Origin of the sequence: Nocardioides sp. Root1257 (genome assembly GCF_001425175.1) — a bacterium.
Lineage (GTDB): Bacteria > Actinomycetota > Actinomycetes > Propionibacteriales > Nocardioidaceae > Nocardioides.
In genome coordinates, this window is record NZ_LMDV01000009.1 from 628,944 (window position 1) to 654,073 (window position 25,130).

Genomic DNA, 25,130 nt, shown 5'->3' on the forward strand with positions numbered 1-25,130 from the left:
TTGAGCCATGCGGGCTCTGGCGGCGTGTGGGGTGGTGGCGGTGCTGCTGCTGTCGGGGTGCACCGATGACGAGCCGCCCCGCAGCCAGCCCGAGCCGAGCCCGCCGCCCTGGGTCACCGAGACGAGGCCCGCCGAGCGGCCACCGAGGACGACGCTCACGATCGTCGGCGACATCATGCTCGGGCGCGGCGTGACCGGGCGTACGGCGTTGGCGCCGATGGCCGAGCGGCTCGCCGCCGCCGACATCACGGTCGGCAATCTCGAGAGCACGCTCGCGCGGCTCGGACCGCCGCAGCAGGACCCGGTCACGGACTCGTTCTCCGCGCTGCCGTCCGTGCGCGCCGAGCTGCGGGCTGCCGGCTTCGACGCGCTCAGCCTCGCCAACAACCACACCGGCGACTTCGGTGACGCGTCGCTGGTCCGCACGGTCGACCTGCTCCGCGCCGGCGGGCTCGCGACGTTCGGTGCCGGCCGCGACCTGGCGCAGGCACGGCAGCCGGCGGTGGTGGAGCGGCACGGGATCCGCTTCGGGTTCCTGGGCTTCAACGCGATCGGGGAGACGCCCGAGGCGGGGCCGGGTCGACCGGGCGCGGTGTCGGTGAGCATGCCGCCGCGCACGGGCCCGCTGGACCGCGCCGAGCTCGACCGCGTGCTGGCCGACGTACGCCGCCTGCGCGCTGAGGTCGATGTCGTGGTGGTGATGCCGCACTGGGGCACGCAGTACACCCACCGTCCCGAGCCGGTCCAGCGCCAGGTCGCCCGCGAGCTCGTGACCGCGGGTGCCGACCTCGTCGTCGGCGGCCACCCGCACTGGGTGCAGGGCGCCGAGCGGATCGGGGACGCTCTGGTCGTCCACTCGCTGGGCAACTTCGTCTTCGACATGGACTTCATGCCGGAGACGATGGAAGGCCTCGTGCTCGAGGCGACCTTCCGCGGGGACCGGCTGGCGAAGGTCGAGTTCGTGCCCTACCGGATGGGCGCCGACTTCGCGCCGCGCGTCGTGGCGCGGGCCGACGCGGCGAGCATCCTGCGGCCGTTCCGCTCGTTCAGCTCCGCAGCGCTCCCCTGATCCAGGTGGTGAGGAGCCTGCCGACCCGGCCGAGCTGGGCGCGCTCCACGACGGCCGGGACGTCCTGCGCCGAGTGGTAGCCGGCGTACGGCGTGCTCCCGACCCGGGCTGCCAGGAAGCCCGCGTCGGCGAACGATTCGTGGTCGCTCGCGGAGTCGTGCTCGACGACGGTCGGGACGTCGATCTCGTCGGCGACGGCGGCGAGCCGGTCGCGCAGCGCGGCCGGGGTGCCCGCGACCGAGGAGAGCGGGACGATGCTGCCGACGCCGACCCGGTCCAGCGCGACCATGGCACGCAGGTTGATCCCCTCCTCGCCGAGGCGCGCGACGTACGCCTTCGACCCGAAGTGGTGCAGGTCGCCCGGCCCGCGCGGCTCCTCGCCGCCGAACGCGACCAGCACCGCCTGCGGATGGCCGTCGAGCACCCGCGCGAGCTCGAGCAGCACGGCGACGCCGGAGGCGTTGTCCTCGGCGCCCGGCGCGACGGCGACGGTGTCGAGGTGGGCGCCGACGACGACGTACGGCGCCGTCGGGTCGAAGCCCGGACCGGTGGCCACCAGGTTGGCCGATCGGCCGGCCCCGGCCGGGACCCCCCACGAGTCGCCTGCGGGGACCCGGAACGACTGACGGCGCACGGCGTAGCCCTGTGCGGTGAACCGTTCCTCGACGTACGCGGCCGCCTCGCGGAACGCCGGCCCGGTCGCGAGGCGGGGGCCGATCTCGCCGGCCAGGTGACGGACCGTGCGCATCGCCCGGTCCTGGTCGAACTCGGGCGGCGGTCGCGGAGCGGGCGTCGCCGTGGGGGTGGTCGTCGACGGCGCCGGGGTTGTCGTCTCGGGCGCGGGCGGGTCGGCGCTCGGCTCGTTGGTGCAGCCGGTCGTGAGGAGGACAGCCGCGAGCGCGGCCGCGACGATCCGCATACGCTCGATCGTATGGACAGCTCCTGGCGGATGGCGATCACCGCCACCCGGCACTGCCTGACCGGCTGCGCCATCGGCGAGGTGCTGGGCATGGTGCTGGCGACCTGGTGGGGATGGCACAACGCCGGCAGCATCGCCCTCTCGATCGTGCTGGCCTTCTTCTTCGGCTACCTGCTGACGTTCAACGGCCAGCGTCGCGCCGGCGTCGACGTGCGCAACGCCGTACGGCTCGCGCTCGCGGCCGACACCGTCTCGATCCTGGTGATGGAGATCGTGGACAACGGGTTCATGCTCGCCATCCCCGGAGCCCTCGACGCGACGCTGTCGGACGCGCTGTTCTGGGTGTCGCTCGCGGCCGGTCTGGCCGTCGCCTTCGTCGTCACGGTCCCCGTCAACCACTGGATGATCGGGCGTGGGCTGGGTCACGCGGTGGTCCACCAGATGCACGACGAGCACCACCACCCCTGAGCGCGGCTCTACGCTTCTCCCATGCGTGTACGACGTTCCCTGGCCGCCGTGGCCGTCCTGCCCCTCGTCCTCGTCGCCGCCGCGTGCGCCCCGGAGTCCGACGGTGAGTCCACCGCCAGCGATCCGGCCGCCTCGGACAGCGCCAGCGCGGACGCCTGCGCCACCGACGCGCTCGCCCTGAAGACGCCCGGCCAGCTGACGATCGGCACCGACTCCCCGGCGTACGAGCCCTGGTTCGTCGACAACGACCCGGCCAACGGCAAGGGCTACGAGTCGGCGGTCGCGTTCGCGGTGGCGGAGCAGCTGGGCTTCAGCAAGGACCAGGTGAAGTGGGTGACGGTCCCCTTCAACAAGTCCTACGCCCCGGGCCCGAAGGACTTCGACTTCGACATCAACCAGATCTCGATCACCCCGGAGCGGGCGAAGGTCGTCGACTTCTCCGACGGCTACTACTCGGCCGCGCAGGCGGTCATCGCCCTCGAGGGCACCAAGGGCGCGGAGGCCACCAGCCTCGACGACCTCAAGGACCTGCGCCTCGGCGCCCAGACCGGCACGACGTCGCTGACCGCGATCCGCGACGTGATCAAGCCCGACGCCGACCCGGCCGTCTTCGACGACACCAACGCCGCGAAGCAGGCGCTCCAGAACGACCAGGTCGACGCGATCCTCGCCGACCTGCCGACCGCCTTCTACATCTCGGCGGTGGAGATCCCGAAGAGCACGATCGTCGGCCAGTTCCAGCCGGAGACCGGGCAGCAGGAGGAGTTCGGCATGCTCTTCGAGAAGGGCAGCGAGCTCACCCCCTGCGTCAACCAGGCCCTGGCCGCGCTGCGTGAGGACGGCACGATCGACCAGCTCGAGCAGCAGTGGCTCTCCGACGTCGTGGACGTTCCCGTCCTCCAGTGAGCGAGTGGTCACCGAGCCCGCACGAGCTCGAGCGGAGGAGGGTCAGGCGCCGGCTGCGCAGCAGGTCGCAGCTCGTCGCGTCGGCGATGACGGTCGTCGTCATCGGCGGCCTGGTCCTCGGACTGGTCAGCTCGCCGGGCTGGCCGACCATGCAGCAGACGTTCTTCGACCCGCACCACGCGAAGGAGGTCTTCCCGGACCTCCTGGACGCGATCTGGCTCAACATCAAGATGTTCCTGATCGCCGAGGTGTGCATCCTCGTCGTGGCGATGCTGCTGGCGATGGCGCGGGTCAGCCGATCGCCCTGGCTGACTCCGCTGCGCCTGCTCGCCGTCCTCTACACCGACATCGTCCGCGGCATCCCGACCATCCTCCTCGTCGTGCTGCTGGCGTTCGGCGTCCCGAGCCTGCAGCTCCAGGGCGTCACCAACAGCCCCTTCGTGTGGGCGACGGTCGCGCTCGTCATCTCCTACAGCGCGTACGTCGCCGAGGTGTTCCGGTCGGGCATCGAGTCCGTGCACCCGTCGCAGTGGGCGAGCGCCCAGGCGCTCGGCCTCTCCCGCGGCCAGACGCTGCGGCACGTCGTCGTCCCGCAGGGAGTGCGCCGCGTCGTACCCCCGCTGCTCAACGACTTCGTCTCCCTGCAGAAGGACACCGCCCTCGCGTCGTCGGCCGGCGTCTTCGAGGCGGTCTTCGTGGCACGTGACTACACGAACTACAACTTCAACTACACGCCGTACGTCGTCGTCGCCTGCTTCTTCATCGTGATGACCGTGCCGCTCGCGCGGCTGTGCGACTGGCTGACCGCGCGGATGCGCCGGCGCGAGCTGGCGGGTGCGCTGTGAGCGCCCTGCTGTCGGTCGCCGGCCTGCGCAAGTCCTACGGCGACCGCGTCGTCCTGGACGACGTGTCGCTGTCGATCGAGAAGCACGACGTCATCTGCCTGATCGGCGCCTCGGGCTCCGGCAAGTCGACGCTGCTGCGCTGCCTCAACCTGCTCGAGGACATCGACGACGGCGTCATCACCTTCGAGGGCCGCGAGATCTCCGACCCGCGCGTCGACGCCCGTGCGGTGCGGTCGCGGCTCGGGATGGTCTTCCAGGCCTACAACCTCTTCCCGCACCTGTCCGTGCTCGACAACTGCACGCTCGCGCCGCGGAAGGTGCACGGCGTACGTCGCGCCGACGCCGAGGCGCGGGCGCGGGAGCTGCTCGAGAAGTTCGGCCTCGCCGACCACGCCGGCAAGCACCCCGACCGGCTCTCGGGCGGCCAGCAGCAGCGGGCCGCGCTGGTCCGCGCGCTCTGCACGAGCCCGACCCTGCTCCTGCTGGACGAGATCACCGCTGCCCTGGACCCCGAGCTGGTCGGCGAGGTCCTCGAGATCGTGCGCGCGGAGGCCGAGGCGGGCATGACGATGGTGATCGCCACCCACGAGATGGCCTTCGCCCGCGACGTCGCCACGTCCGTCTGCTTCCTCGATCGCGGCCGGATCCTCGAGCAGGGCCCGCCGTCCGAGATCTTCTCCGCGCCCCGCGAGGAACGGACCCGGGAGTTCCTGCGCCGGGTGCTGCCGGGCAGCGGTGAGTAGGCAACCTTTCTCGACCCGATCCCGAGGCGAAACGGTTGCTAGCCCACCGCTCCCCGGGGTGCCGAGCGGTGAATGCGATCCCGCCGCGGACCGACGGCCGTCGACACGGACCGGAAGAGGAATGGCCAGTCACGGTCGAACCGGGGCGGCGGACCGTCGTACCCGGCTGCGAGCAACGTGCGGAACACCTCGCCCACCAGCGTCTTCGGCCGGGCGATCCGCTCCTTGGTGACCTGGACGTAGCGGACGTCGGCAGCGCGCATCAGGGCGTAGCGGTCGAGGTCGGAGCTGTACTGGGAGCGGTCCACCTGGTGCTGGCTGCCCTCGTACTCCACCACGGTCCGCCACTCCCGGTAGACCAGGTCTCCGATCACCTCGACGTTCTCGCCCACGTCGATCGCGACGTTGACCTCAGGTGGGGCGAGTCCGGCGAAGGTGAGGAGCGGCCGGAGCTCGCTCTCCATCAGCGATCGCGACCGGCCGTCGAGGTGGTCGAGCATCCAGACAGCCTCGTCGGCGCCGTGCCGCCACAGGCCCGAGAGGGCCAGGGTGCGGATCTCGTCGATCGTCGTGTGGCCGTGCCGGAGCAGCCAGTCTCCGACCTTGATGGCGTCCAGGACGCGGCTGTGGGCGCAGTAGGAGAGGTACGCCGCGGCGACCGTCACGCCGACGGTGTCGGTCGGGGGCAGCTGCTTGGTGCGGTGCAGGAACACGCCGTCGAGGTCCAGGTGCAGGTCACCCTGGACGACGAACCGCAACGGGCGACGCGGCCCGAAGTCGAGGCCGAGCTGCTGGAGCCTGGTGATGCCGGTGAGGTGGGCGGAGGTCGGCAGCGCGAGGCGCGCGGCGGCGATCCAATCCTCCTCGCTCATCTCGTGGTCGGCGGTGCGCCACACGCCCTGGTGGAGTCGCACGAACCGTCGTCCCTGGAGCATCCGCGAGGTCACGCCGGCGTGGCGGGCGTCGGCTCGGGTGAAGGGACCGTCTCGGAGTCCGGAGGGGATCTGGTGCATGCATGGAGTGCAGGCGAATACCACGGTCCGCGCGCCGGGTGGCGGCGACGCTGTGGAGAAGCCGGCTGGGCGGGATCACTGTGGACGCCTGGTGGGCGCGGGCAGCGGTGAGCAGGCAACCGTTTCGGCGACGGACGCCGGACGAGAAGGTTGCTAGCTCACCGCCGCCCCGCGCCGCCCCGCGACGCCGACCAGCCCGTGACCGTGACACCACTTCTGTCATGATGCGGGACATGACGTACGAGCTGGGGCAGGGCACCGGGCCGCTCAAGGGCGTGAAGGTCGTGGAGATCGCGGGCATCGGGCCGGGGCCGCACGCGTGCATGATCCTGGCCGACCTCGGGGCCGACGTGATCCGCGTCGAGCGACCGGGCGGTCAGGCGCTGGCGGGCGGCGCGACGATGCTGCTCAACCGCGGCCGCCCGAGCGTCGCCCTCAACCTCAAGGACCCGGCAGCCGTGGCAACGGTGCTCGAGCTCGTGAAGGAGGCCGACGTCGTCATCGAGGGCATGCGGCCGGGCGTGACCGAGCGCCTCGGCCTCGGCCCCGACGACTGCCTGGCTGTCAACCCCCGGGTCGTCTACGGCCGGATGACCGGCTGGGGCCAGGACGGGCCGCTGGCGCAGGCCGCCGGCCACGACATGAACTACATCGCCATCACCGGCGCGCTGCACATGATGGGCCAGGACAAGAGCCGTCCGCACTTCCCGAGCAACCTGGTCGGCGACTTCGGCGGCGGCTCGACGTACCTCGTCATCGGCATCCTCGCCGCCCTCCTCGAGGCGAAGGTCAGTGGCCAGGGGCAGGTCATCGACGCCGCCATCGTCGACGGCACCGCCCACCTCAACGCGATGTCCGCGGCGTTCCTCGCCAGCGGCGGCTACCGCGAGGAGCGCGCCGCCAACCTGCTCGACGGCGGCGTCCCCTTCTACGACATCTACGAGACCTCGGACGGCAAGCACCTGAGCGTCGGGTCGCTCGAGCCGCAGTTCTTCGACACCCTCGTCACCCTCCTCGGCGTCAAGGACACCTGCCCGGGCCAGGGCGAGCCGCAGCGGTACGACGAGATGCGCGCGATCTTCACCGACACGTTCAAGAGCAGGACGCAGGCCGAGTGGGTCGAGCTGTTCGAGGGGACCGACGCGTGCGTCGCCGGCATCATCCCCTTCACCGAGGCGGTGCAGCACCCGCACCTCGTGGCCCGCGGCACGTTCGTCGAGAAGGACGGGATGACCCAGCCGGTGCCGGCACCCCGCTTCTCCCGGACCGAGCCGACCCTGACGCTGCCACCGAGCAAGGCGGCCGGCGAGCACACCCGTGAGGCGCTGACCGCCTGGGGGATCGCCGACGTCGACTCCCTGATCGAGAGCGGCGTCGCCGTCCAGACGTGAAGCCCTTCCTCTTCATCGGCACCCGCGCCGAGGACGCGGCGGCGGACAGCGAGTACGCCGCGGTGCTCCGCTGCTCGGGTCTCGACGAGCGCGACGTACGCCGGGTGCGCCTCGAGCGCGACGAGCTCGGCCCCGTCGACCTCGACGACTGGTCCGGCGTGATCCTCGGCGGTGGGCCCTACAACAAGAGCGACCCCGAGGAGACCAAGAGCCCGGCCCAGCGTCGCGCCGAGGCCGAGCTGCACGCGCTGGCGACACGGGCGGTCGCGGCGGACACGCCGTTCCTCGGCGCCTGCTACGGCATCGGGGTGCTCGGGACCCTCCGCGGCGGCGTCGTCGACCGCACGTACGGCGAGCCCATCTCCGCCCGCGAGATCACCCTGACCGACGCGGGGAGGGAGGACCCGCTGCTGGGCGCGATGCCGCCGACGTTCCAGGCCTTCCTCGGCCACAAGGAGGCCGTCACCGTGCTGCCCGAGGGCGCGGTGCTGCTGGCCTCCAGCGCCGAGTGCCCCGTGCACGCCTTCCGGATCGGGCGCAACGTCTACGCCACGCAGTTCCACCCCGAGCTCGACATCGACGGACTGGTCCTGCGCATCGACATCTACCGCCACCACGGGTACTTCGACCCGCCCGAGGAGGCCGAGGCCGTGATGGCGATGGCCCGGGCCAGCCACGTCGAGCACCCGACCCGGCTGCTGTCCCGGTTCGTCGAGCTCTATGCCTGTTGACAGATATTCAGTAGAGTCGCGGGCATGACCGAGCACCCCGTCGAGCATGTCGACGTCCTGATCATCGGCGCCGGGCTGTCCGGCATCGGAGCCGCGTGCCAGCTGCGCGAGCGCCAGCCCGGGCGGTCCGTCGCCGTGCTCGAGAGCCGCGAGGTCAGCGGCGGGACGTGGGACCTCTTCCGCTACCCCGGCATCCGCTCCGACTCCGACATGTACACGTTCGGCTACCGCTGGCGCCCGTGGCGCAACGAGCGCGCGCTCGCCGACGGCGACGCCATCCTCGACTACCTCCGCCAGGTCGCGAGCGAGTACGGCGTGGACCGGCTGATCCGCTACCGCCACCGGGTGGTCGGGGCGAGCTGGGACTCCGCCGCGGCGCTGTGGACCGTGCGCGCCGAGACGCCCGACGGCGAGGTCAACCTGACCGCGAGCTTCCTGTGGAACTGCGGCGGCTACTACGACTACGAGCAGGGCTACACGCCCGAGTTCCCGGGTGTCGAGGAGTTCGCGGGGCAGGTGATCCACCCCCAGCACTGGCCCGAGGACCTCGACTACGCGGGCAGGAAGGTCGTCGTGATCGGATCGGGTGCGACCGCCGTGACGCTGGTGCCGGCGATGGTCGCGGGCGGCGCGGGCCACGTGACGATGCTGCAGCGCTCGCCGACGTACATCGTGTCGATCCCCGGTCGCGACCCGCTGGCCGCCCGGTTGGCCCGGCTGCCCGAGAGGCTGCGCTACCCCGTGCTGCGGTGGAAGAACATCCTCGTCTCGGTCGGCCTCTACCAGCTCAGCCGCAAACGGCCGGACGCGCTGCGGGGCTTCGTCCGCAAGAACACGATCAAGCAGCTGCCGCCCGAGATCGACGTCGACGTGCACTTCAAGCCGACGTACGACCCGTGGGACCAGCGCCTGTGCCTGGTGCCCGACGGCGACCTCTTCCGGGCGTTCCGCAAGGGCCAGGCCACCGTCGTCACCGACACCATCGAGACGTTCACCGAGAAGGGCATCCGGCTCACCTCGGGGGAGGAGCTCGCGGCCGACATCATCGTGACCGCGACCGGGCTGAAGCTGCTCGCCCTCAACGCGCCGATGGAGGTGGACGGCCGACCCGTGAAGCTCCCGGAGACCATGGCCTACAAGGCGATGATGCTCAGTGGCATCCCGAACTTCGCGTTCACCATCGGCTACACCAACGCGTCGTGGACGCTCAAGGCCGACCTGGTGTCGGACTACGTCTGCCGGCTGCTCGACCACCTCGACCGCAACGGGCTGCGGGTGGCCACGCCGCGACCGGACCCGACCGTCGGCGAGCGGCCGCTGATGGACTTCTCGGCCGGCTACGTGCTGCGCGCGCTCGACGAGCTGCCCAAGCAGGGCGACCGGTCGCCGTGGCAGCTCAAGCAGAACTACCTCACCGACGTCCGCAGGATCCGGCGCGACGACATCGACGACGGCGTCCTGACGTTTGCCTGACCTCCCGAGCGGCTACCTGGCGGGTACCACTACCGAGGAGGCAGAGATGGGTCTGAAGGACAAGGCTGAGAACAAGGTCGAGGACCTCAAGGGCCAGGGCAAGGAGTCGGCGGGCAAGGCCACCGGCAACGAGCAGCTCGAGGCCGAGGGCAAGGCCGACCAGGGTTCGGCGAAGGTCAAGGACGCCGGCGAGAAGGTCAAGGACGCCGCCCACGACCTCAAGGACGGCCTGACGAAGTAAGCAACGGCACACAGTGCCGATGCAGGTCTGACGGGCTGCACCGTCTACGCTTGTGGAAGCAGCCCGTTCAGTCTTGCCTCGGGCTTCGGCCGGTCCCTTCGAGGACCGAGCCCCTCACCTCGTGAGGCAGCTTCTCCGCTCCCGCCCATCGGCGGGTTCAGCTTGGCGAGACACGCCAACAGTGAGTGATCTTCTCTTGTCTAACGCAGTGTCTGCTGCGGGCTTCACCGACCTCGGTGTCCCCGCCTCCCTTGCCACCGTCCTCGCGGACCTCGGCATCACCTCCCCGACTCCCATCCAGGCCGCCACGCTGCCCGACTCGCTCGCGGGTCGCGACGTGCTCGGCCGCGGCCGCACCGGCTCCGGCAAGACGTACGCGTTCCTGCTGCCGCTGGTCGCCCGCCTCTCGGCGTCCGGTCGTACGGCGCAGTCGCGCAAGCCGCGCGCGCTGATCATGGCCCCGACGCGCGAGCTCGTGAACCAGATCAACGAGGCCCTCAAGCCGCTGGCCCGGACCGCCGGCCTCAGCACCCAGACCGTCTTCGGCGGAGTGGGCCAGAACCCGCAGGTCCAGGGCCTGCGCAAGGGCATCGACATCGTCCTCGCCTGCCCCGGCCGGCTGGAGGACCTGATGGGCCAGGGTCACGTCGACCTGAGCCAGGTCGAGATCACGATCCTGGACGAGGCCGACCACATGGCCGACCTCGGCTTCCTGCCCGGCGTGCGCCGGATCATGGACCAGACGCCCCGCTCCGGGCAGCGCCTGCTCTTCTCGGCCACGCTCGACAAGGCGATCGACGTCCTGGTCAAGCGCTTCCTGCAGAACCCGGTCACCCACCAGGCCGACTCGGCGCAGTCGCCGGTCGCGACGATGGACCACCACGTCCTGCACCTGGCCCGCGAGCACCGCGTCTCCGTGCTCACCGACCTGGTCAGCGCTCCTGGCCGCACGGTCGTCTTCACCCGCACCAAGCACGGTGCGAAGGCCCTGACCCGCCAGCTCAACAGCAACGGCGTCCCCACGGTCGAGCTGCACGGCAACCTCAGCCAGAACGCCCGCACCCGCAACATGGAGGCCTTCCACTCCGGCAAGGCCACCACCCTGGTCGCGACCGACATCGCGGCGCGCGGCATCCACGTCGACGACGTCTCGCTGGTCGTGCACGCCGACCCGCCGGTCGAGCACAAGGCCTACCTGCACCGCTCGGGCCGTACGGCGCGCGCCGGTGCCAAGGGCACCGTCATCACGCTGATGACCGACGAGCAGGTGCGCGACGTCCGCGACCTGACGCGGGCGGCCGGCATCAAGCCGACCACCACCAAGATCAACGGCGCGGGCCACCCGCTGCTGGCCGAGCTCGCCCCGGGCGAGCGCTCGCGTCCCGGCGGCCTCGTCGTCGAGACGCCGGCCGACGGCGGCAACCGCTCCGGCGGCGGCGGTGGCGGCGGACGACGCGGCGGCGGTGGCGGCGGCGGTCGTCGCTCCGGCGGCGGCGGACGCTCGGGCGGCCAGAGCCGCTCCGGCGGCCAGCCCAAGGCCGGCGGCCAGCGCAAGGCCGGCGGTCAGTCGAAGTCGTCGGGCTCCGGCCGGTCCGGTGGCGGTGCGGGTCGCACCTACACCACCTCGACGCCGTCCGCCGGTGGCGGCCAGTCCCGCCACAGCGCCTCGTCGTTCAGCTCCGGCCGGCGCTGATCGTGGCCGTACGACGGGGGACAGCAGCGACGCTGCTGTTCCTCGTCGTCGGCACCGCGCTGCTGGGGATCTCGTTCCGCATCGAGCCCGGCAGCGACTGGTTCTACCCGGCCGCCCTCGCGCTCGCCGCGACCTGGGTGGTCGGCGCCTTCGCCAGCGGCCCGGTGCCGCTGGGGGAGCGGGCGGTCCTCCGCCCCCTGCTGGCGGGCGCCGCCCTCGCCGGGGTGTTCGTGCTCGGCGCCCTGGTCGTGCGCCACCTGCCGGTGCTCGACGACCAGGTCTCCGCGGTGACGGCGTACGCCGACCGCGGCTCCGGCCTGCTGATCGTCGCCGTCACGCTCGTGACCGGCGCGGGCGAGGAGCTGTTCTTCCGCGGCGCGATCTACGACGCGATGCCGCAGCGCCCGGTCGTCCTCAGCACCACTGTCTACGCCCTCGTGACCGTGGCGACCCTCAACGTCGCGCTGGTCTTCGCCGCCGCCCTGCTCGGCCTCGTCGTCGGCACGCTGCGGCAGTGGTCGGGTGGCGTGCTCGCACCTGCGATCACCCACGTCACCTGGTCGCTGGTGATGCTGCTCGCCCTACCGGCTCTCTTCTAGCGCGCGGCGCACGGCCTCGGCGTACGTCATCGGCATGCCGGGCACCACGTCGCGGATCCTGTCGTCGGTCACGACGACCTCGGTGCCCATCGAGTCGATCAGGTTGCGCCCGGTCGTGGTGTCGACGTCGGTGACGAAGGAGATCCAGTACGACGACAGCTTCGGCGTCAGCACCGGAACCGTCAGGACCGGCACGCGGCGGCCGTTGATGACCTCCGCGGCCTGCTGGAGCATCTCGACGTAGGTCAGCTGGTCGGGGCCGCCGATCTCGAAGACCCGGTCGTAGGCCTCCTCGACCCCGACGACGCCGGCGAGGTAGCGCACCACGTCGTGGAGCGCGATCGGCTGGGTGAGCGTGCTGGCCCACTTCGGCACCACCATCGCCGGCAGGTTCTTCACGAGCTGGCGCGTCATCTCCCACGAGATGCCGCCGGCGCCGACGACGATCGCGGCGCGCAGCACGGTGACGGGCACGCCGCTCTCGCCGAGCAGCCGCTCGACCTCGCGCCGCGAGCGCAGGTGCGGGGACAGGTCGTCCCCGTCCCTCCCGAGCCCGCCGAGGTAGACGATCTGGCTCACGCCGCAGGCGGACGCCGCGAGCCCGAAGGCGCGGGCGGCGGCCGCGTCCTTGCGCTCGAAGTCGTCGTCGTCGAGCGAGTGCACCAGGTAGACGGCGACGTCGACGCCCGACAGCGCGTCGGAGAGCCCGCCGGGGTCGGTGACGTCGCCCTCGACCGCCTCGCCCGGCCCGTCGTACGTCTCGGGGTGGCGGGTCATCGCGCGCACCTCGTGCCCGGCGTCGAGGAGGGCGGGCACCAGCTTGCTGCCGATGAACCCGGTCGCGCCGGTCACGAGGACGGTGGTGGTCACGTCGGACGCGTACCCAGCCGCGCGCCGGATGATGTGGTCACGTCAGCGCGCCCTGCGGGCGATGTCCTCGCGGCGGGTCTCGTCCATGGCGGCCTCGTAGGCCGAGACCAGGCTCGCGATCGACAGCGGCTTGAGGCGCTCCACGACGCCACGCAGCGTGTCGGCGGAGGCGCCGGCCTCGCGGTAGACCGGCCAGACCATGGTGCGGAAGAGCTCGTTGAGCTGCTTGGCGAGCTGGCGGCCGTGCTCGGCGTACACCTCGGCGGCGGCGAGTGCCGCCTCGACCGGGAAGCCCAGGTCGAGCAGGCCGACGCCGACCGACAGCTGGGAGACCGCGACCTCGTAGCGGCCGCGGCGCGTGGGGAAGACGATGCCGAGCGCCGAGAGCGTGGTCAGGTCGTCGTCGGTCAACGTGCGTCCGGCGCGGGTGTCGAGCTCCGCGCGGGACATCTCGACCGGGAGGTCGGCCTGCCACGGCGCGAGCATCGTGCGGTGCAGCGCGATGTCCTCCGGCGTCGCGTCGGCGGGGATGCGCGCGACGTACTTCTCGATGGCCGACAGCGTGAAGCCGTGGGCCTGGAGCTCCTGGACCAACTCGAGGCGGGCGACGTGGTCGGGGCTGTAGTAGCCGGAGCGGCCGCGCCGGATCGGCGGCGGCACCAGGCCCTTGGTCGTGTAGAAGCGGATGTTGCGGACGCTCATGCCGACCCGGCTGGTCAGCTCCTCGAGCGTCAGCAGCTCGCGCAGTGACTCGGCCCTGGGATCGGCGTTGTCGTCCATGACTCTCCTCGTCGTGTGCCCCATGGTCGCGGATGCCCGTGACCTCTGCCACATGACCCGCCGCCTTGACGTTGACAGTAATAGTGTCACAATCGAGCGAACAGGCTCGTATTGGCACAGTCCCCATCACTGAGTAGGACGTCATGGCTGAAGCATTCGTGTACGACCACATCCGGACGCCGCGCGGCAAGGGCAAGGCCGCAGGCTCGCTGCACGAGGTGAAGCCGGTCGACCTGATCGTCGGCCTCCTCGACGAGATCAAGGTCCGCAACCCCACCCTCGACCCGGCCGCCGTCGACGACGTCGTGCTCGGCGTCGTCTCGCCGGTGAGCGAGCAGGGCGGCGACATCGCCAAGACTGCAGCCCTCAAGGCCGGCTACCCCGAGACCGTCGCCGGCGTGCAGCTCAACCGCTTCTGCGCCTCCGGCCTCGAGGCCGTCAACCAGGCCGCGTCGCGCGTCCGCGGCGGCTTCGAGGACCTGATCCTCGCCGGTGGCGTCGAGTCGATGAGCCGGGTGCCGATGGGCTCCGACGGCGGCGCCTGGGCGGCCGACCCGGCCACCGCGCTGGCCACCGGCTTCGTGCCCCAGGGCATCGGCGCCGACCTGATCGCGACCATCGAGGGCTGGAGCCGCGACGACGTCGACGCGTACGCCGCCGAGTCGCACCACCGCGCCGCCAAGGCGTGGGCCAACGGCTACTTCAGCAACGCGGTCGTCCCGGTCCGCGACCTCAACGGCCTGACCGTCCTCGACCACGACGAGACGATCCGCCCCGACACCAGCCCCGAGGGGCTGGCCGGCCTGAAGCCGAGCTTCGCCGGCATCGGCGCGGACGCGGGCTTCGACGACGTCGCGCTCGAGAAGTACCACTGGGTCGAGCGCATCAACCACGTCCACCACGCCGGCAACTCGTCGGGCATCGTGGACGGCGCGGCCCTGATGGCGATCGGCTCCGAGGAGGTCGGGACCCGGCTCGGGCTGACCCCGCGGGCCCGCATCATCGCCACCGCGGTCTCCGGCGCCGACCCGACGATCATGCTGACCGGCCCCGCGCCGGCCGCCCGCAAGGCGCTCGCCAAGGCGGGTCTCGAGGTCGGCGACATCGACCTCTTCGAGATCAACGAGGCGTTCGCCGCCGTCGCCATGCGCTTCATGCGCGACCTGGACATCAGCCACGAGATCACCAACGTCAACGGTGGCGCCATCGCGATGGGCCACCCGCTCGGTGCGACCGGCGCGATGATCCTCGGCACCCTGGTCGACGAGCTCCAGCGGCGCGACCAGCGCCGCGGCCTCGCCACGCTCTGCGTCGGCGGCGGCATGGGCATCGCGACCATCGTCGAGCTCGTCTGACCCTCTCCGATCCTCAGAACAGGACCTCCATGAGCACCAGCACCACCGAGCCCAGCACCGACAAGACCAGTGCCGTCCACTACGACAAGGACGCCGACGGCATCGTCACCCTGACCCTCGACGACCCGACGGCCAGCGCCAACACGATGAACGACCTCTACCTCGAGTCGATGGCGGCCGCCGTGCAGCGGCTGTACGACGAGGCCGACAGCGTCACCGGCGTCGTGATCGCCAGCGCGAAGAAGACCTTCTTCGCCGGCGGCAACCTCAAGAACATGGTCCAGGCGACCAAGGACGACGCCGCGTCGGTGTTCTCCATGGGCGAGGCCGTGAAGGCCGGGCTGCGCCGGCTCGAGCTGTTCCCGAAGCCGGTCGTCTCCGCGATCAACGGCGCCGCCCTCGGCGGTGGCTTCGAGATCTGCCTGGCCACCAACCACCGGATCGCCGTCGACGACGACAAGGTCCTCATCGGCCTGCCCGAGTCGACGCTGGGCCTGCTGCCCGGCGGCGGTGGCGTGACGCGCGTCGTACGCCTGCTCGGCCTGCAGCAGGGCCTGATGGACGTGCTGCTGCCGGGCACCCAGTTCAAGCCCAGTGCCGCGAAGGAGAAGGGCCTCGTCGACGAGCTCGTCGCGACCCGTGAGGAGCTGGTCCCGGCCGCCAAGGCGTGGATCAAGGCCAACCTCGAGGAGTCGCAGAACCCCTGGGACAAGCCCGGCTACAAGATGCCCGGCGGCAACCCGAAGTCCCCGGCGATCGCGTCGTTCCTGCCCGCCTTCCCGGCCCTGCTGCGCAAGCAGACCAAGGGCGCCGTCTACAAGGCGCCGCGCGCCATCCTGTCGGCCGCCGTCGAGGGCGCGTCGGTCGACTTCGACACCGCGTCGCGGATCGAGTCGCGCTACCTGACCAACCTGATCGTCAACCAGTCCTCGAAGAACATGATCCAGGCGTTCTTCTTCGACCTGCAGGCGATCAACGCCGGCAAGCTCCGCCCGCAGGGGATCGAGCCCTACAAGGCCGTCAAGGTCGGCGTCCTCGGCGCCGGCATGATGGGCGCCGGCATCGCCTACTCCTGTGCCCGCGCGGGCATGGAGGTCGTGCTCAAGGACGTCAGCGCCGAGGGTGCCGCCAAGGGCAAGGCCTACTCCGAGGGCCTCAACGCCAAGGCGGTCTCCCGGGGCAAGCTCACCGAGGAGAAGTCCCAGGAGCTGCTCGACCGCATCACCCCGACCGCGGACCCGGCCGACCTCGCCGGCTGCGACCTGGTGATCGAGGCCGTCTTCGAGGACCCCGCGCTCAAGCAGCAGGTCTTCGCCGAGATCGCGCCGTACGTCAACAAGGACGCGCTGCTCTGCAGCAACACCTCGACGCTGCCGATCACCGAGCTCGCGACCGGCGTGGAGCGCCCCGCCGACTTCATCGGGCTGCACTTCTTCTCGCCGGTCGACAAGATGCCGCTCGTCGAGATCATCAAGGGCAAGGAGACGTCCGACGTCGCCCTGGCCAAGGCGTACGACGTGGTGCAGCAGATCCGCAAGACGCCGATCGTCGTCAACGACAGCCGTGGCTTCTACACCTCGCGGGTCATCGGCACGATGGTCAACGAGGGCCTGGCGATGCTCGCCGAGGGCGTGCACCCGGTCAGCATCGAGCGGGCCGCCACCCAGGACGGCTACCCGGTCGGGCCGCTCCAGCTCAGCGACGAGCTCAACATGGAGCTGATGGCCAAGATCGGCAAGGCGAGCAAGGACGCCGTCGAGCGCGACGGCGGCACCTACACGCCGCACCCGGGGGAGGCCGTCGTCGCGAAGATGATCGAGCTCGGCCGTCCGTCGCGGCTCAAGGGCGCCGGCTTCTACGACTACGCGGACGGCAAGCGCACGGGCGTCTGGCCGGGCCTGGCCGCCGAGTTCCCGGTCGCCGCCGACCCGCTGCCGTTCGTCGACCTCAAGGAGCGGCTGCTCTTCGCCGAGGCCGTCGAGACCGCGAAGTGCTTCGAGGAGGGCGTGATCGAGTCGGCCGCCGCGGCCAACATCGGCTCGATCATGGGCATCGGCTTCCCCCCGATGACCGGTGGCGCTGCGCAGTACATGCAGGGCTACGAGAACGCGGCCGGTCAGGTCGGCCTCGGTGCCTTCGTCGCCCGGGCCGACGAGCTGGCCGACGCGTACGGCGAGCGCTTCCGCCCGACGTCGTACCTGCGCGAGCTGGCCGCCTCCGGCGGCTCGTTCCCCGCCTAGCCCGCTGTGGGGGTCCTGCTCCTGGTCCGGCACGGTCAGGCGTCGTTCGGCACCGACGACTACGACGTGCTGTCCGCGACCGGCTGGGAGCAGGGCCGCCTGCTGGGCGCGTGGTGGCGCGATCGGGGCGTGGCCCCCGACGCGGTCGTGCGTGGCGGCATGCGCCGGCACCGCGAGACCACCGAAGCCCTGGGGCTGGCGGACGCCGAGGTCGACGCCGGCTGGGACGAGTTCGACCACCTGTCGGTGGTCGCGTCCTACCCCGACCTCCCGCCGGGCGAGCTGGACCGTCGTGAGTTCCAGCGGGTCTTCGAGCTCGCGACGGCGCGATGGACCGCCGGGGCGCACGACGCCGAGTACGCCGAGCCCTGGCCGGCGTTCCGCGGCCGGGTCACCCGGTCGTTCGACGCGGCGCGCTCCCTCGCCGGATCCGGCCGCACGGTCGCGGCCGTCACCTCGGGCGGCGTCATCGCCGCCCTGTGCGCGGGCCTCGTCGACCCGGACGCCGACGCGACGACCTTCGCCCGGTTGTGGGGCCGCTTCAACACGGTCCTCGTGAATTCCTCGGTCACCCGGGTCGTCGTCGGCTCCACGGGAGCCCGCCTCCTCACCTTCAACGAGCACGCCCATCTGGGTGAAGGTTCGATCACCTACCGCTGAGCCCCTTGACTAGACCAACATCGTGACCTTGGGTGGGTCGGTGAAGTTCTCTGGGTGGGCACCGGTCAGTCGTTCACGCTCGCGTCGCCGCTTCATCGGCGTCGCCTCGACCGGGGCGGTGCTGGCCGCGCTGCTCGCCGGCGTCCCTGCGTCCGCCGCCTCGGCGGCGGACGGGGGTGACGACACCCCGGCGCCCACGCTCGGCGCCGGTCGCTACATCGTGATGCTGCGTGCACCCTCTGCCGCTGCCGCGAACACGGGCTCGTTCGACGCCCGGTCGGCCCGCGTGACGTCGTACCGCGCGCAGCTGCGCCAGAGCCACACCACCGTCGCGCGACAGTACGGCGCGAAGCCGGTCGCCGACTTCACGGCGGCGTCCAACGGGTTCGTCGCAGACCTCAGCGGAGAGCAGGCTGCGCAGCTGTCGGCCGATCAGCGGGTCCTGCTCGTCGAGAAGTCGCAGACGCTGAAGCCGGACACCTGGCACAGCCCGAAGTTCCTCGGCCTCACCGGCAAGAACGGTGCTTGGACCCGCCACGGCGGGCAGGCGAAGGCCGGTGCCGGGATCGTCGTCGGCGACCTCGACTCGGGCATCTGGCCGGAGTCGAAGTCGTTCGCGGGCGCCCGGCTGACGTCCAAGGCGAAGACTCCCTGGGACATCTCACGCCGGGGCGCCAGGACCCGGATGGAGAAGGCCGACGGCGGCGTGTTCCGCGGTGAGTGCGTGATCGCCGAGAAGTGGAACAAGGGCGACTGCAACACCAAGATCATCAGCGCGCGCTACTACGGCGACAGCTTCTTCCAGACCGTCCCGAAGGCGGACCTCGCGTCGACCGACCAGGTCTCGGCGCGTGACGGTGGTGGGCACGGCACCCACACCGCCAGCACCGCGGCCGGCGACCCCGTTGCCAACGTCTCGACCGAGGGCCGCAAGTTCGGCGCGGTCAGTGGAATGGCGCCAGCGGCGCGACTCGCCGTCTACAAGGTCTGCTGGGAGGCGAAGAACCCCGACGACAGCGGCTGCAACAACATCGACTCCGTGGCGGCCATCGACCAGGCCGTGCTGGACGGCGTCGACCTCCTCAACTTCTCCGTCGGCGGCGGCGCCAGTCCGACCCTGGACTCGGTCGAGCTCGCGTTCGAGGGCGCAGCGGAGGCGGGCATCTTCGTCTCCGCCTCGGCCGGCAACAGCGGCCCGGGTGCGTCCACGCTCGACCACCCCGCACCGTGGCTGACCACGGTCGCGGCGTCCACGCACGTGAACTTCGAGAACACGATCCTGCTCGGCAACGGCAAGAAGCTCGTCGGCGCCTCGATCTCCTCGACGCCTGTGAAGAAGACCCGGATCGTCGACTCGGCGAAGGCCGCGGCGGCCGGATCGGCCCCCGGCGACTCCGACATCTGCGCCCCCGACTCGCTCGACAAGTCGAAGGTGCGCGGCAAGATCGTCGTGTGCCAGCGCGGTGTCGTCGACCGGGTCGCGAAGAGCGCGGAGGTGAAGCGTGCCGGTGGCAAGGCGATGATCCTGGTCAACCCGTCGGAGAACAGCCTCGACGCCGACTTCCACGCCGTGCCGACGATCCACATCGCCGACCGTCCGCAGGGCGTGCTGCTGAACAGGTACCTCGCCCAGGCGAAGGGCAAGGCGACCGCGGCGTTCCTGCTGGGCAACCAGACCAAGAAGAAGACCCCGCTGCCCCAGGTGGCCGGCTTCTCCTCGCGCGGCCCGACGCTGGTCTCCGAGGGCGACCTGCTGAAGCCCGACATCTCCGCCCCCGGCGTGAGCGTGCTCGCCGCAGTGGCGCCGCCGTCGAACTCGCACCGGAAGTACGACCTCTACTCGGGCACCTCGATGGCCGCACCGCACATCACCGGCCTCGCCGCCTTCATCCAGGGGGTGCACCCGACGTGGACCCCTATGGAGATCAAGTCGGCCATGATGACGACCGCAGTGCCGACGAAGACTGCGTCCGGCAAGCCGTCGCGCGACGCGCTGGCGCAGGGCGCGGGCCAGGTGACGCCGAAGCGGTTCTTCGACCCGGGCCTCTTCGTCACCTCCGACGCCAACCAGTGGCGGGGGTTCCTGACCCAGCAGGGCATCAACACCGGCGTACCCGCCGTGCAGCCGAAGAACATCAACGTGCCGTCGATGGCCGACGGCGCGGTGACCTCCACGACCACGTTCCACCGCACGTTCCGCGCGACGCGGCCAGGCGTGTGGACGATCAAGTCGGACGTACCCGGCTTCAAGCTGAAGACGGGTCCTGGCAAGGTGCGCGCCGACCGGCGCGGTGACCTGGTCGACGTGCGGTTCGTCTTCACGCGGACCGACGCGAAGCTCGGGCGCTACGCGCAGGGGGCGGTCACGCTCACCGGTCCCACGTCCGTGCGGCTGCCGGTCGCCCTCAAGCCGGTCTCCGTCGCGGCTCCGGTCGCGGTGTCCGGCACGGGCACCACCGGCTCGACGCGGGTCGCGCTGAAGGCCGGCTTCACCGGCGACCTGAGCGTGACCGCGCGCGGGCTCGCGAAGTCGAACACCGTCGCGGACTCGGTCGAGCCCGGCCAGAACGACCTGCAGTGCGTCACGGTCACGCCCAACACGTCGCTGGCGAAGTTCCAGGTGGACGTGCAGGACAACACCGCGGACCTCGACCTCGAGGTGCTGCAGGCCACGGCCTGCGACCTGGACTCGGCCGTGGCGTCGGCAGGTGTGTCCGGGACGGCCTCGGGCGACGAGGCCGTCACCCTGCGCAATCCCGAGCCGGGGACCTACATCGCGGTGGTCTCCGGGTTCTCGGCCGGGACGTCGGGGAGCCCGATGGCCTACGACTTCGACTTCTGGGACGTCGATCCGAGTGCCACCGCCGGTGGCCTCACCGTCGCCCCGAACCCGGTCCCCGTCCGGAAGAACACGTCGACCTCGGTCAACGTGTCCTGGTCCGGGCTCGCGGCGGCGTCGAAGTACCTCGGGTTCCTGACCTACCCGAACTCGACCGACTACACGACGGTGTCCGTCACGACGCCGTAGCCAGCGACCGGCCCGCATCGATCGGATCCGCCCGTCGGGCGAGTACATACGTGGTATACATACCCGGTATCTACTCGCCGACGGGGGCGGGTGCGGACGGTGTGGAGGCGCGGATGTCGGTCAAGCAGGCACTGCTGGCGTTGCTCGAGGAGGGGCCGCGCTACGGCTACCAGCTCCGGGCCCAGTTCGAGCAGCGGACGGGCTCGACGTGGCCGCTCAACGTCGGGCAGGTCTACACGACCCTGACGCGGCTCGAGCGGGACGGGCTGGTCGTCGGCGCCGGTGCGGACGACGAGGGTCACGTCGTCTACCGGATCACCGACGACGGACGGGACGCGGTCGCGGCGTGGTTCACGACCCCGGTCGAGCGCACCCAGCCGCCGCGCGACGAGCTCGCCATCAAGCTGGCCCTCGCGGTGACGGTGCCCGGGGTCGACGTCGGCGCCGTGATCCAGCAGCAGCGCTCGGCCACGATGAGCGCGCTGCAGGACTACACCCGGCTGAAGCGCCAAGCGGAGGGCGGCGAGCTCTCCTGGAGCCTGGTCCTCGACTCGCTGGTCTTCGCGGCCGAGGCCGAGATCCGCTGGCTCGACCACTGCGAGGCACGGCTCCGGCGAGCCCAGATCGAGCGGCCGGAGACGCTGCTCGACGAGATCCTGACCGAAGAGGCGGACGAGGAGGCCCGCCGATGAACGCACCGACCAGCGCCGTGCTGCGGATGGACGCAGTCACTCGAGTGCACGGCGAGGGTGCGACGGAGGTCCACGCCCTGCGGTCGGTGTCCTTCGGCGTCCACCCGGGCGAGCTCGTCGCCGTGATGGGCCCGTCCGGCTCCGGCAAGTCGACCCTGCTGACCCTGGCCGGCGGCCTGGACAGCCCGACCTCGGGCACGGTCAGCGTCGAGGGCACCGACCTCGAGGGGCTCGGCGCCGCGGGCCGGGCGCGGATGCGGCGTACGTCGATCGGCTACGTCTTCCAGGACTTCAACCTGATCCCCGCCCTCAATGCGATCGAGAACGTCGCGCTGCCGCTCGAGCTCGACGGCGTTCGCACCCGGACGGCGAGGGCGGCCGCGCGCGCGGCGCTCGACGAGGTCGGCATCGGCGACCTGGCCACCCGCTTCCCCGACCACATGTCCGGCGGCCAGCAGCAGCGGGTCGCGATCGCCCGGGCGGTGGTCGGCGACCGGCGGCTGATCCTGGCCGACGAGCCGACCGGAGCGCTCGACAGCGACACCGGCGAGAGCATCCTGCGGCTGCTGCGCGCCCGGTGCGATGCCGGTGCCGCGGGCGTCCTGGTCACCCACGAGGCGCGGCACGCGGCCTGGGCCGATCGGGTCGTGTTCCTGAGGGACGGCGTCGTGGTCGACGAGACCGGCGCCGACTCGGCCGAGGTGCTGATCGACTCGGGCACGCCGCGATGAGCCGTGGCACCTCCTGGCGACTGGCCCTGCGCCTCGCCAGGCGAGACGCGCTGCGCAACCGCGGGCGCTCGATCCTGGTCCTGGTGATGATCGCCCTGCCGGTGCTCGCCGTGACGGCCGCCGACGTGGTCATCCAGACCCAGGACGTCACCGGGGTCGAGTCGCTGGACCGACGGCTGGGGTCGGCCGACGCTCTCGTCACCGTCGAGGCCCAGGGGTCGCCGGTGGTCCAGTTCTTCGACCCGTACGACGGGTCCGGGACGGTCGGCGACCAGGGCACTGGCCGACCGCCGACGGCCGAGCAGGTCTCGGCCGCCCTCGGCGGCGCGCGGCTCGTCGAGACGCACCTCGGTGCCGTGAACGTCCGCACCGACGACGGCGTCGCCATCGTCGACGGCACCGAGGTCGACCTGCGCGACCCCCTCAGCCGTGGCCTCTTCGACCTGACCGCGGGGCGGTGGCCGACCGGGCCCGGCGAGGTCGTCGTCAACCAGGCCCTGCTCGACCAGGGCTACGCCCGCGGCGACGTCCTCGGCCTGACGGACGACGGCGCTCCGGCGCCGACGATCGTCGGGGTGGCCGAGTCGGCCGAGTCGCGGACCTACCCCGTCGTGGCGGGCCCGATCGGCTCCCTCGGCATCGCCGACCGGGAGGGCGACGCCGGACAGCCGTCGTGGCTGGCCGGCGGCGGCCCGGTCTCGTGGGACCAGGTGCGGACCGCCAACGCCCTCGGCGCGACCGTGCTCTCCCGCGCCGTCGTCACCGACCCGCCGCCGACGTCCGAGCTGCCCGACGAGATGCAGGGCTGGGGCGGCAGCAGCGACGACCAGATGGTGGCCGTGATCGTGCTGGTCGTCGTGATGGCGCTGCTGGAGGTGGTGCTGCTGGCCGGCCCGGCGTTCGCCGTCACCGCGCGGCGCCAGTCGCGCACGCTCGCCCTGATGGCCGCGACCGGCGGCACGCCTGCCCAGAGCCGCCGCGTCGTCATCGGCGGCGGCATGGTGCTCGGGACGGTGGCCGCGCTCGCCGGGGTCGTGCTCGGCATCGGCGCCGCGCGCCTGCTGCTCCCCGTGCTCCAGCACTGGTCGAACACCTGGTTCGGCCCGTTCGACGTGCCGTGGCTGCACCTGCTCGGGATCGCCCTCTTCGGTCTCCTCAGCGCAGTGCTCGCCGCCGTCGTGCCGGCCTGGATCGCGTCGCGCCAGGACGTGGTCGCGGTGCTGGCCGGTCGCCGGGCCGACAAGCGCCCGTCCCTGCGCTCGCCGATCCTCGGCGTCGTCCTGCTCGGCATCGGCATCGCCGGGTCGGCGTACGGCGCGACCTCGAGCTCGAGCGGCGAGTTCGCGATCGCGGGCTCGGCCGTGGTCGCGGTGATCGGGATGATCTTCCTGGTGCCGATCGTCGTGGTCGGCGTCGCGCGGCTGGCCGGTCGGCTGCCGCTGTCGCCGCGGTACGCCGCGCGGGACGCGGCCCGCCACCGAACGCGCACCGTGCCCGCCGTCGCGGCGGTCGCGGCCACCGTGGCCGGCGTGGTCGCCCTGGGCATCGCCGTCACCAGCGACGAGGCGCAGAACCGGGAGACCTATCGCGCGGAGCTGCCGGACGGCATGGGCTCGGTCAGCGCGTACGCCGACGAGGCCCCGGTCGACTGGACGCAGCTGCGCGCGGCCGTGGCGGGCAAGCTGCCCGATGCGCAGCTCACGCCGGTGCGGGGGATCATCGAGAGCAGCACGCCGGACGGCCCGTCGTACTGGCTCGACATCAAGGCCGCGGGGGTCGAGGAGCCGGATCGGCTGCTGGACAGCTACGGGAGCTCGTGGGGCGCCTCGACCCTGGTGGGGGAGTCGGCGATGACGAACCTGCCGATCGACGTCCCGGAGGGGGTGCGGCAGGAGGCGCTGCGGATGCTGCAGTCCGGCGGGGTCGTGGCCTTCACCGACCAGGGGGTGCAGGCGGACGAGCTCCGGCTCGAGCTGCACCGCTGGGAGGCCGACTCCGAGGACGAGTCGGTCGAGCGGCTGTCGGTGCCGGCGCTGATGGTGCCGGTGGCTCTCGGCAACGCCGGGCCGCAGGCGATCCTCTCGACCCAGGCGGCCAAACGGCTCGGGGCGCCCGTCGGCGTGTCCGGGCTGCTGGTGTCGGGACCGATCACGCGGGCCCAGGAGTCCGCGGTGAGCGAGGCGCTGACCGCGACGGACACGAGCTCCTCGTTCTACGTCGAACGCGGCTACCAGGCGGACAACGAGACCGTGATCATCCAGCTGGTGCTCGCCGCGCTGGGGGGCGTGCTGATGCTCGGCGGCACGTTGACCGCAACCTTCCTCGCGCTGTCGGACGCGCGGCCCGACCTCGCCACCCTCGCGGCCGTCGGCGCCTCGCCGCGACGACGGCGCTGGGTCGCGGCGTCGTACGCCCTGGTCATCGGCTTCGTCGGCGCGGTGCTCGGGGCGGCGGTGGGCTTCATCCCGGGCATCGCGGTCACCTACCCGCTGACCAACGGCTACTCGGAGGCGACGGCGGGCCACTACCTGGACGTGCCGTGGCTGATGATCCTCGGCCTCGTCGTCGCGCTGCCCCTCCTGACCGCCCTGATCGTCGGCCTCACCGCCCGGTCGCGACTGCCCCTGGTGTCGCGTCTCGACTGAGCCCGGTGGGGTAGTCCCTGACGATCCGGTCCTCGATC

22 protein-coding genes are annotated in these 25,130 nt (G+C 71.7%); 18 read left to right on the forward strand and 4 right to left on the reverse strand.

What is annotated here, in order from left to right:
• The first annotated feature begins 7 nt into the window (after positions 1-7).
• Entirely contained in the window at positions 8-1,069 is a 1,062-nt protein-coding gene (locus tag ASC77_RS17140; protein WP_082574851.1) for a CapA family protein, read from the forward strand.
• On the opposite strand, the gene ASC77_RS17145 is transcribed toward ASC77_RS17140, so the two are convergent.
• Positions 1,047-1,988 carry a M28 family metallopeptidase gene (locus tag ASC77_RS17145; protein ID WP_082574853.1) on the reverse strand — a complete coding sequence of 314 codons (942 nt, stop codon included), beginning with the start codon at positions 1,986-1,988 and terminating at the stop codon, positions 1,047-1,049. The genes ASC77_RS17140 and ASC77_RS17145 overlap by 23 nt on opposite strands.
• Before the next feature lie 12 nt (positions 1,989-2,000).
• Between ASC77_RS17145 and ASC77_RS17150 the strand changes: the two genes are divergently transcribed.
• Genes ASC77_RS17150 through ASC77_RS17165 form a run of 4 tightly spaced genes read left to right on the forward strand, consistent with a single transcriptional unit; the run spans position 2,001 to position 4,950 of the window.
• The gene (locus tag ASC77_RS17150; protein ID WP_056155662.1) at positions 2,001-2,456 is read left to right on the forward strand and encodes a DUF4396 domain-containing protein; all 456 of its coding nucleotides are present in this window, start codon (positions 2,001-2,003) and stop codon (positions 2,454-2,456) included.
• A gap of 21 nt (positions 2,457-2,477) precedes the next feature.
• On the forward strand, positions 2,478-3,362 hold the full coding sequence (locus ASC77_RS17155; RefSeq protein WP_056155667.1) for an ABC transporter substrate-binding protein: 885 nt from the start codon (positions 2,478-2,480) through the stop codon (positions 3,360-3,362).
• Positions 3,359-4,207 (forward strand): amino acid ABC transporter permease, encoded by an 849-nt coding sequence (locus ASC77_RS17160; RefSeq protein ID WP_235547762.1) that lies wholly within the window; start codon positions 3,359-3,361, stop codon positions 4,205-4,207. Before ASC77_RS17155 ends, ASC77_RS17160 begins: the two co-directional genes overlap by 4 nt.
• On the forward strand, positions 4,204-4,950 hold the full coding sequence (locus tag ASC77_RS17165; RefSeq protein WP_056155673.1) for an amino acid ABC transporter ATP-binding protein: 747 nt from the start codon (positions 4,204-4,206) through the stop codon (positions 4,948-4,950). The genes ASC77_RS17160 and ASC77_RS17165 overlap by 4 nt, the downstream gene beginning before the upstream one ends.
• A gap of 38 nt (positions 4,951-4,988) precedes the next feature.
• Here the strand turns inward: ASC77_RS17165 and ASC77_RS17170 are convergent, their stop codons facing one another.
• A complete protein-coding gene (locus ASC77_RS17170; protein ID WP_056155676.1) occupies positions 4,989-5,963 on the reverse strand; it encodes a hypothetical protein in 975 nt (324 codons plus the stop codon).
• Between the two features lie 233 nt (positions 5,964-6,196).
• On the opposite strand from ASC77_RS17170, the gene ASC77_RS17175 reads away from it, so the two are divergent.
• The 6 genes from ASC77_RS17175 to ASC77_RS17200 all read left to right on the forward strand — a co-directional run bounded on the left by ASC77_RS17175 (position 6,197) and on the right by ASC77_RS17200 (position 12,091).
• Entirely contained in the window at positions 6,197-7,354 is a 1,158-nt protein-coding gene (locus tag ASC77_RS17175) for a CaiB/BaiF CoA transferase family protein (RefSeq protein WP_056155679.1), read from the forward strand.
• Positions 7,351-8,085, forward strand: coding sequence for a glutamine amidotransferase (locus ASC77_RS17180; RefSeq protein ID WP_056155682.1), 735 nt, complete (start codon positions 7,351-7,353; stop codon positions 8,083-8,085). Before ASC77_RS17175 ends, ASC77_RS17180 begins: the two co-directional genes overlap by 4 nt.
• 24 nt (positions 8,086-8,109) lie before the next feature.
• The gene (locus ASC77_RS17185) at positions 8,110-9,558 is read left to right on the forward strand and encodes a flavin-containing monooxygenase (protein ID WP_056155687.1); all 1,449 of its coding nucleotides are present in this window, start codon (positions 8,110-8,112) and stop codon (positions 9,556-9,558) included.
• A 46-nt stretch (positions 9,559-9,604) separates the two neighbouring features.
• On the forward strand, positions 9,605-9,799 hold the full coding sequence (locus ASC77_RS17190; protein WP_056155692.1) for a CsbD family protein: 195 nt from the start codon (positions 9,605-9,607) through the stop codon (positions 9,797-9,799).
• Positions 9,800-10,007: 208 nt separating this feature from the next.
• Positions 10,008-11,492 (forward strand): DEAD/DEAH box helicase, encoded by a 1,485-nt coding sequence (locus ASC77_RS17195; RefSeq protein ID WP_235547764.1) that lies wholly within the window; start codon positions 10,008-10,010, stop codon positions 11,490-11,492.
• Positions 11,493-11,494: 2 nt separating this feature from the next.
• A complete protein-coding gene (locus tag ASC77_RS17200) occupies positions 11,495-12,091 on the forward strand; it encodes a CPBP family intramembrane glutamic endopeptidase (protein WP_056155697.1) in 597 nt (198 codons plus the stop codon).
• On the opposite strand, the gene ASC77_RS17205 is transcribed toward ASC77_RS17200, so the two are convergent.
• Both ASC77_RS17205 and ASC77_RS17210 read right to left on the reverse strand, forming a co-directional pair.
• Positions 12,074-12,961, reverse strand: coding sequence for an NAD(P)H-binding protein (locus ASC77_RS17205; protein WP_056155700.1), 888 nt, complete (start codon positions 12,959-12,961; stop codon positions 12,074-12,076). The two genes, ASC77_RS17200 and ASC77_RS17205, sit on opposite strands and share 18 nt — an antisense overlap.
• 42 nt (positions 12,962-13,003) lie before the next feature.
• Complete coding sequence (locus tag ASC77_RS17210) at positions 13,004-13,741, reverse strand: MerR family transcriptional regulator (protein WP_056155704.1); 738 nt, start codon at positions 13,739-13,741, stop codon at positions 13,004-13,006.
• A 143-nt stretch (positions 13,742-13,884) separates the two neighbouring features.
• On the opposite strand from ASC77_RS17210, the gene ASC77_RS17215 reads away from it, so the two are divergent.
• The 7 genes from ASC77_RS17215 to ASC77_RS17245 all read left to right on the forward strand — a co-directional run bounded on the left by ASC77_RS17215 (position 13,885) and on the right by ASC77_RS17245 (position 25,092).
• On the forward strand, positions 13,885-15,096 hold the full coding sequence (locus ASC77_RS17215; protein ID WP_056155708.1) for an acetyl-CoA C-acetyltransferase: 1,212 nt from the start codon (positions 13,885-13,887) through the stop codon (positions 15,094-15,096).
• A 29-nt stretch (positions 15,097-15,125) separates the two neighbouring features.
• Complete coding sequence (locus ASC77_RS17220) at positions 15,126-17,336, forward strand: 3-hydroxyacyl-CoA dehydrogenase NAD-binding domain-containing protein (RefSeq protein WP_056155711.1); 2,211 nt, start codon at positions 15,126-15,128, stop codon at positions 17,334-17,336.
• A 6-nt stretch (positions 17,337-17,342) separates the two neighbouring features.
• Positions 17,343-17,996, forward strand: coding sequence for a histidine phosphatase family protein (locus ASC77_RS17225; protein ID WP_056155714.1), 654 nt, complete (start codon positions 17,343-17,345; stop codon positions 17,994-17,996).
• A gap of 40 nt (positions 17,997-18,036) precedes the next feature.
• Entirely contained in the window at positions 18,037-21,024 is a 2,988-nt protein-coding gene (locus ASC77_RS17230) for a S8 family serine peptidase (protein ID WP_156391147.1), read from the forward strand.
• A gap of 113 nt (positions 21,025-21,137) precedes the next feature.
• Entirely contained in the window at positions 21,138-21,716 is a 579-nt protein-coding gene (locus ASC77_RS17235) for a PadR family transcriptional regulator (protein WP_056155720.1), read from the forward strand.
• Positions 21,713-22,447, forward strand: a complete 735-nt coding sequence (locus tag ASC77_RS17240; protein ID WP_056155722.1) for an ABC transporter ATP-binding protein — start codon at positions 21,713-21,715, stop codon at positions 22,445-22,447. The genes ASC77_RS17235 and ASC77_RS17240 overlap by 4 nt, the downstream gene beginning before the upstream one ends.
• Entirely contained in the window at positions 22,444-25,092 is a 2,649-nt protein-coding gene (locus ASC77_RS17245) for an ABC transporter permease (RefSeq protein WP_056155724.1), read from the forward strand. The genes ASC77_RS17240 and ASC77_RS17245 overlap by 4 nt, the downstream gene beginning before the upstream one ends.
• Positions 25,093-25,130 lie beyond the last annotated feature (38 nt).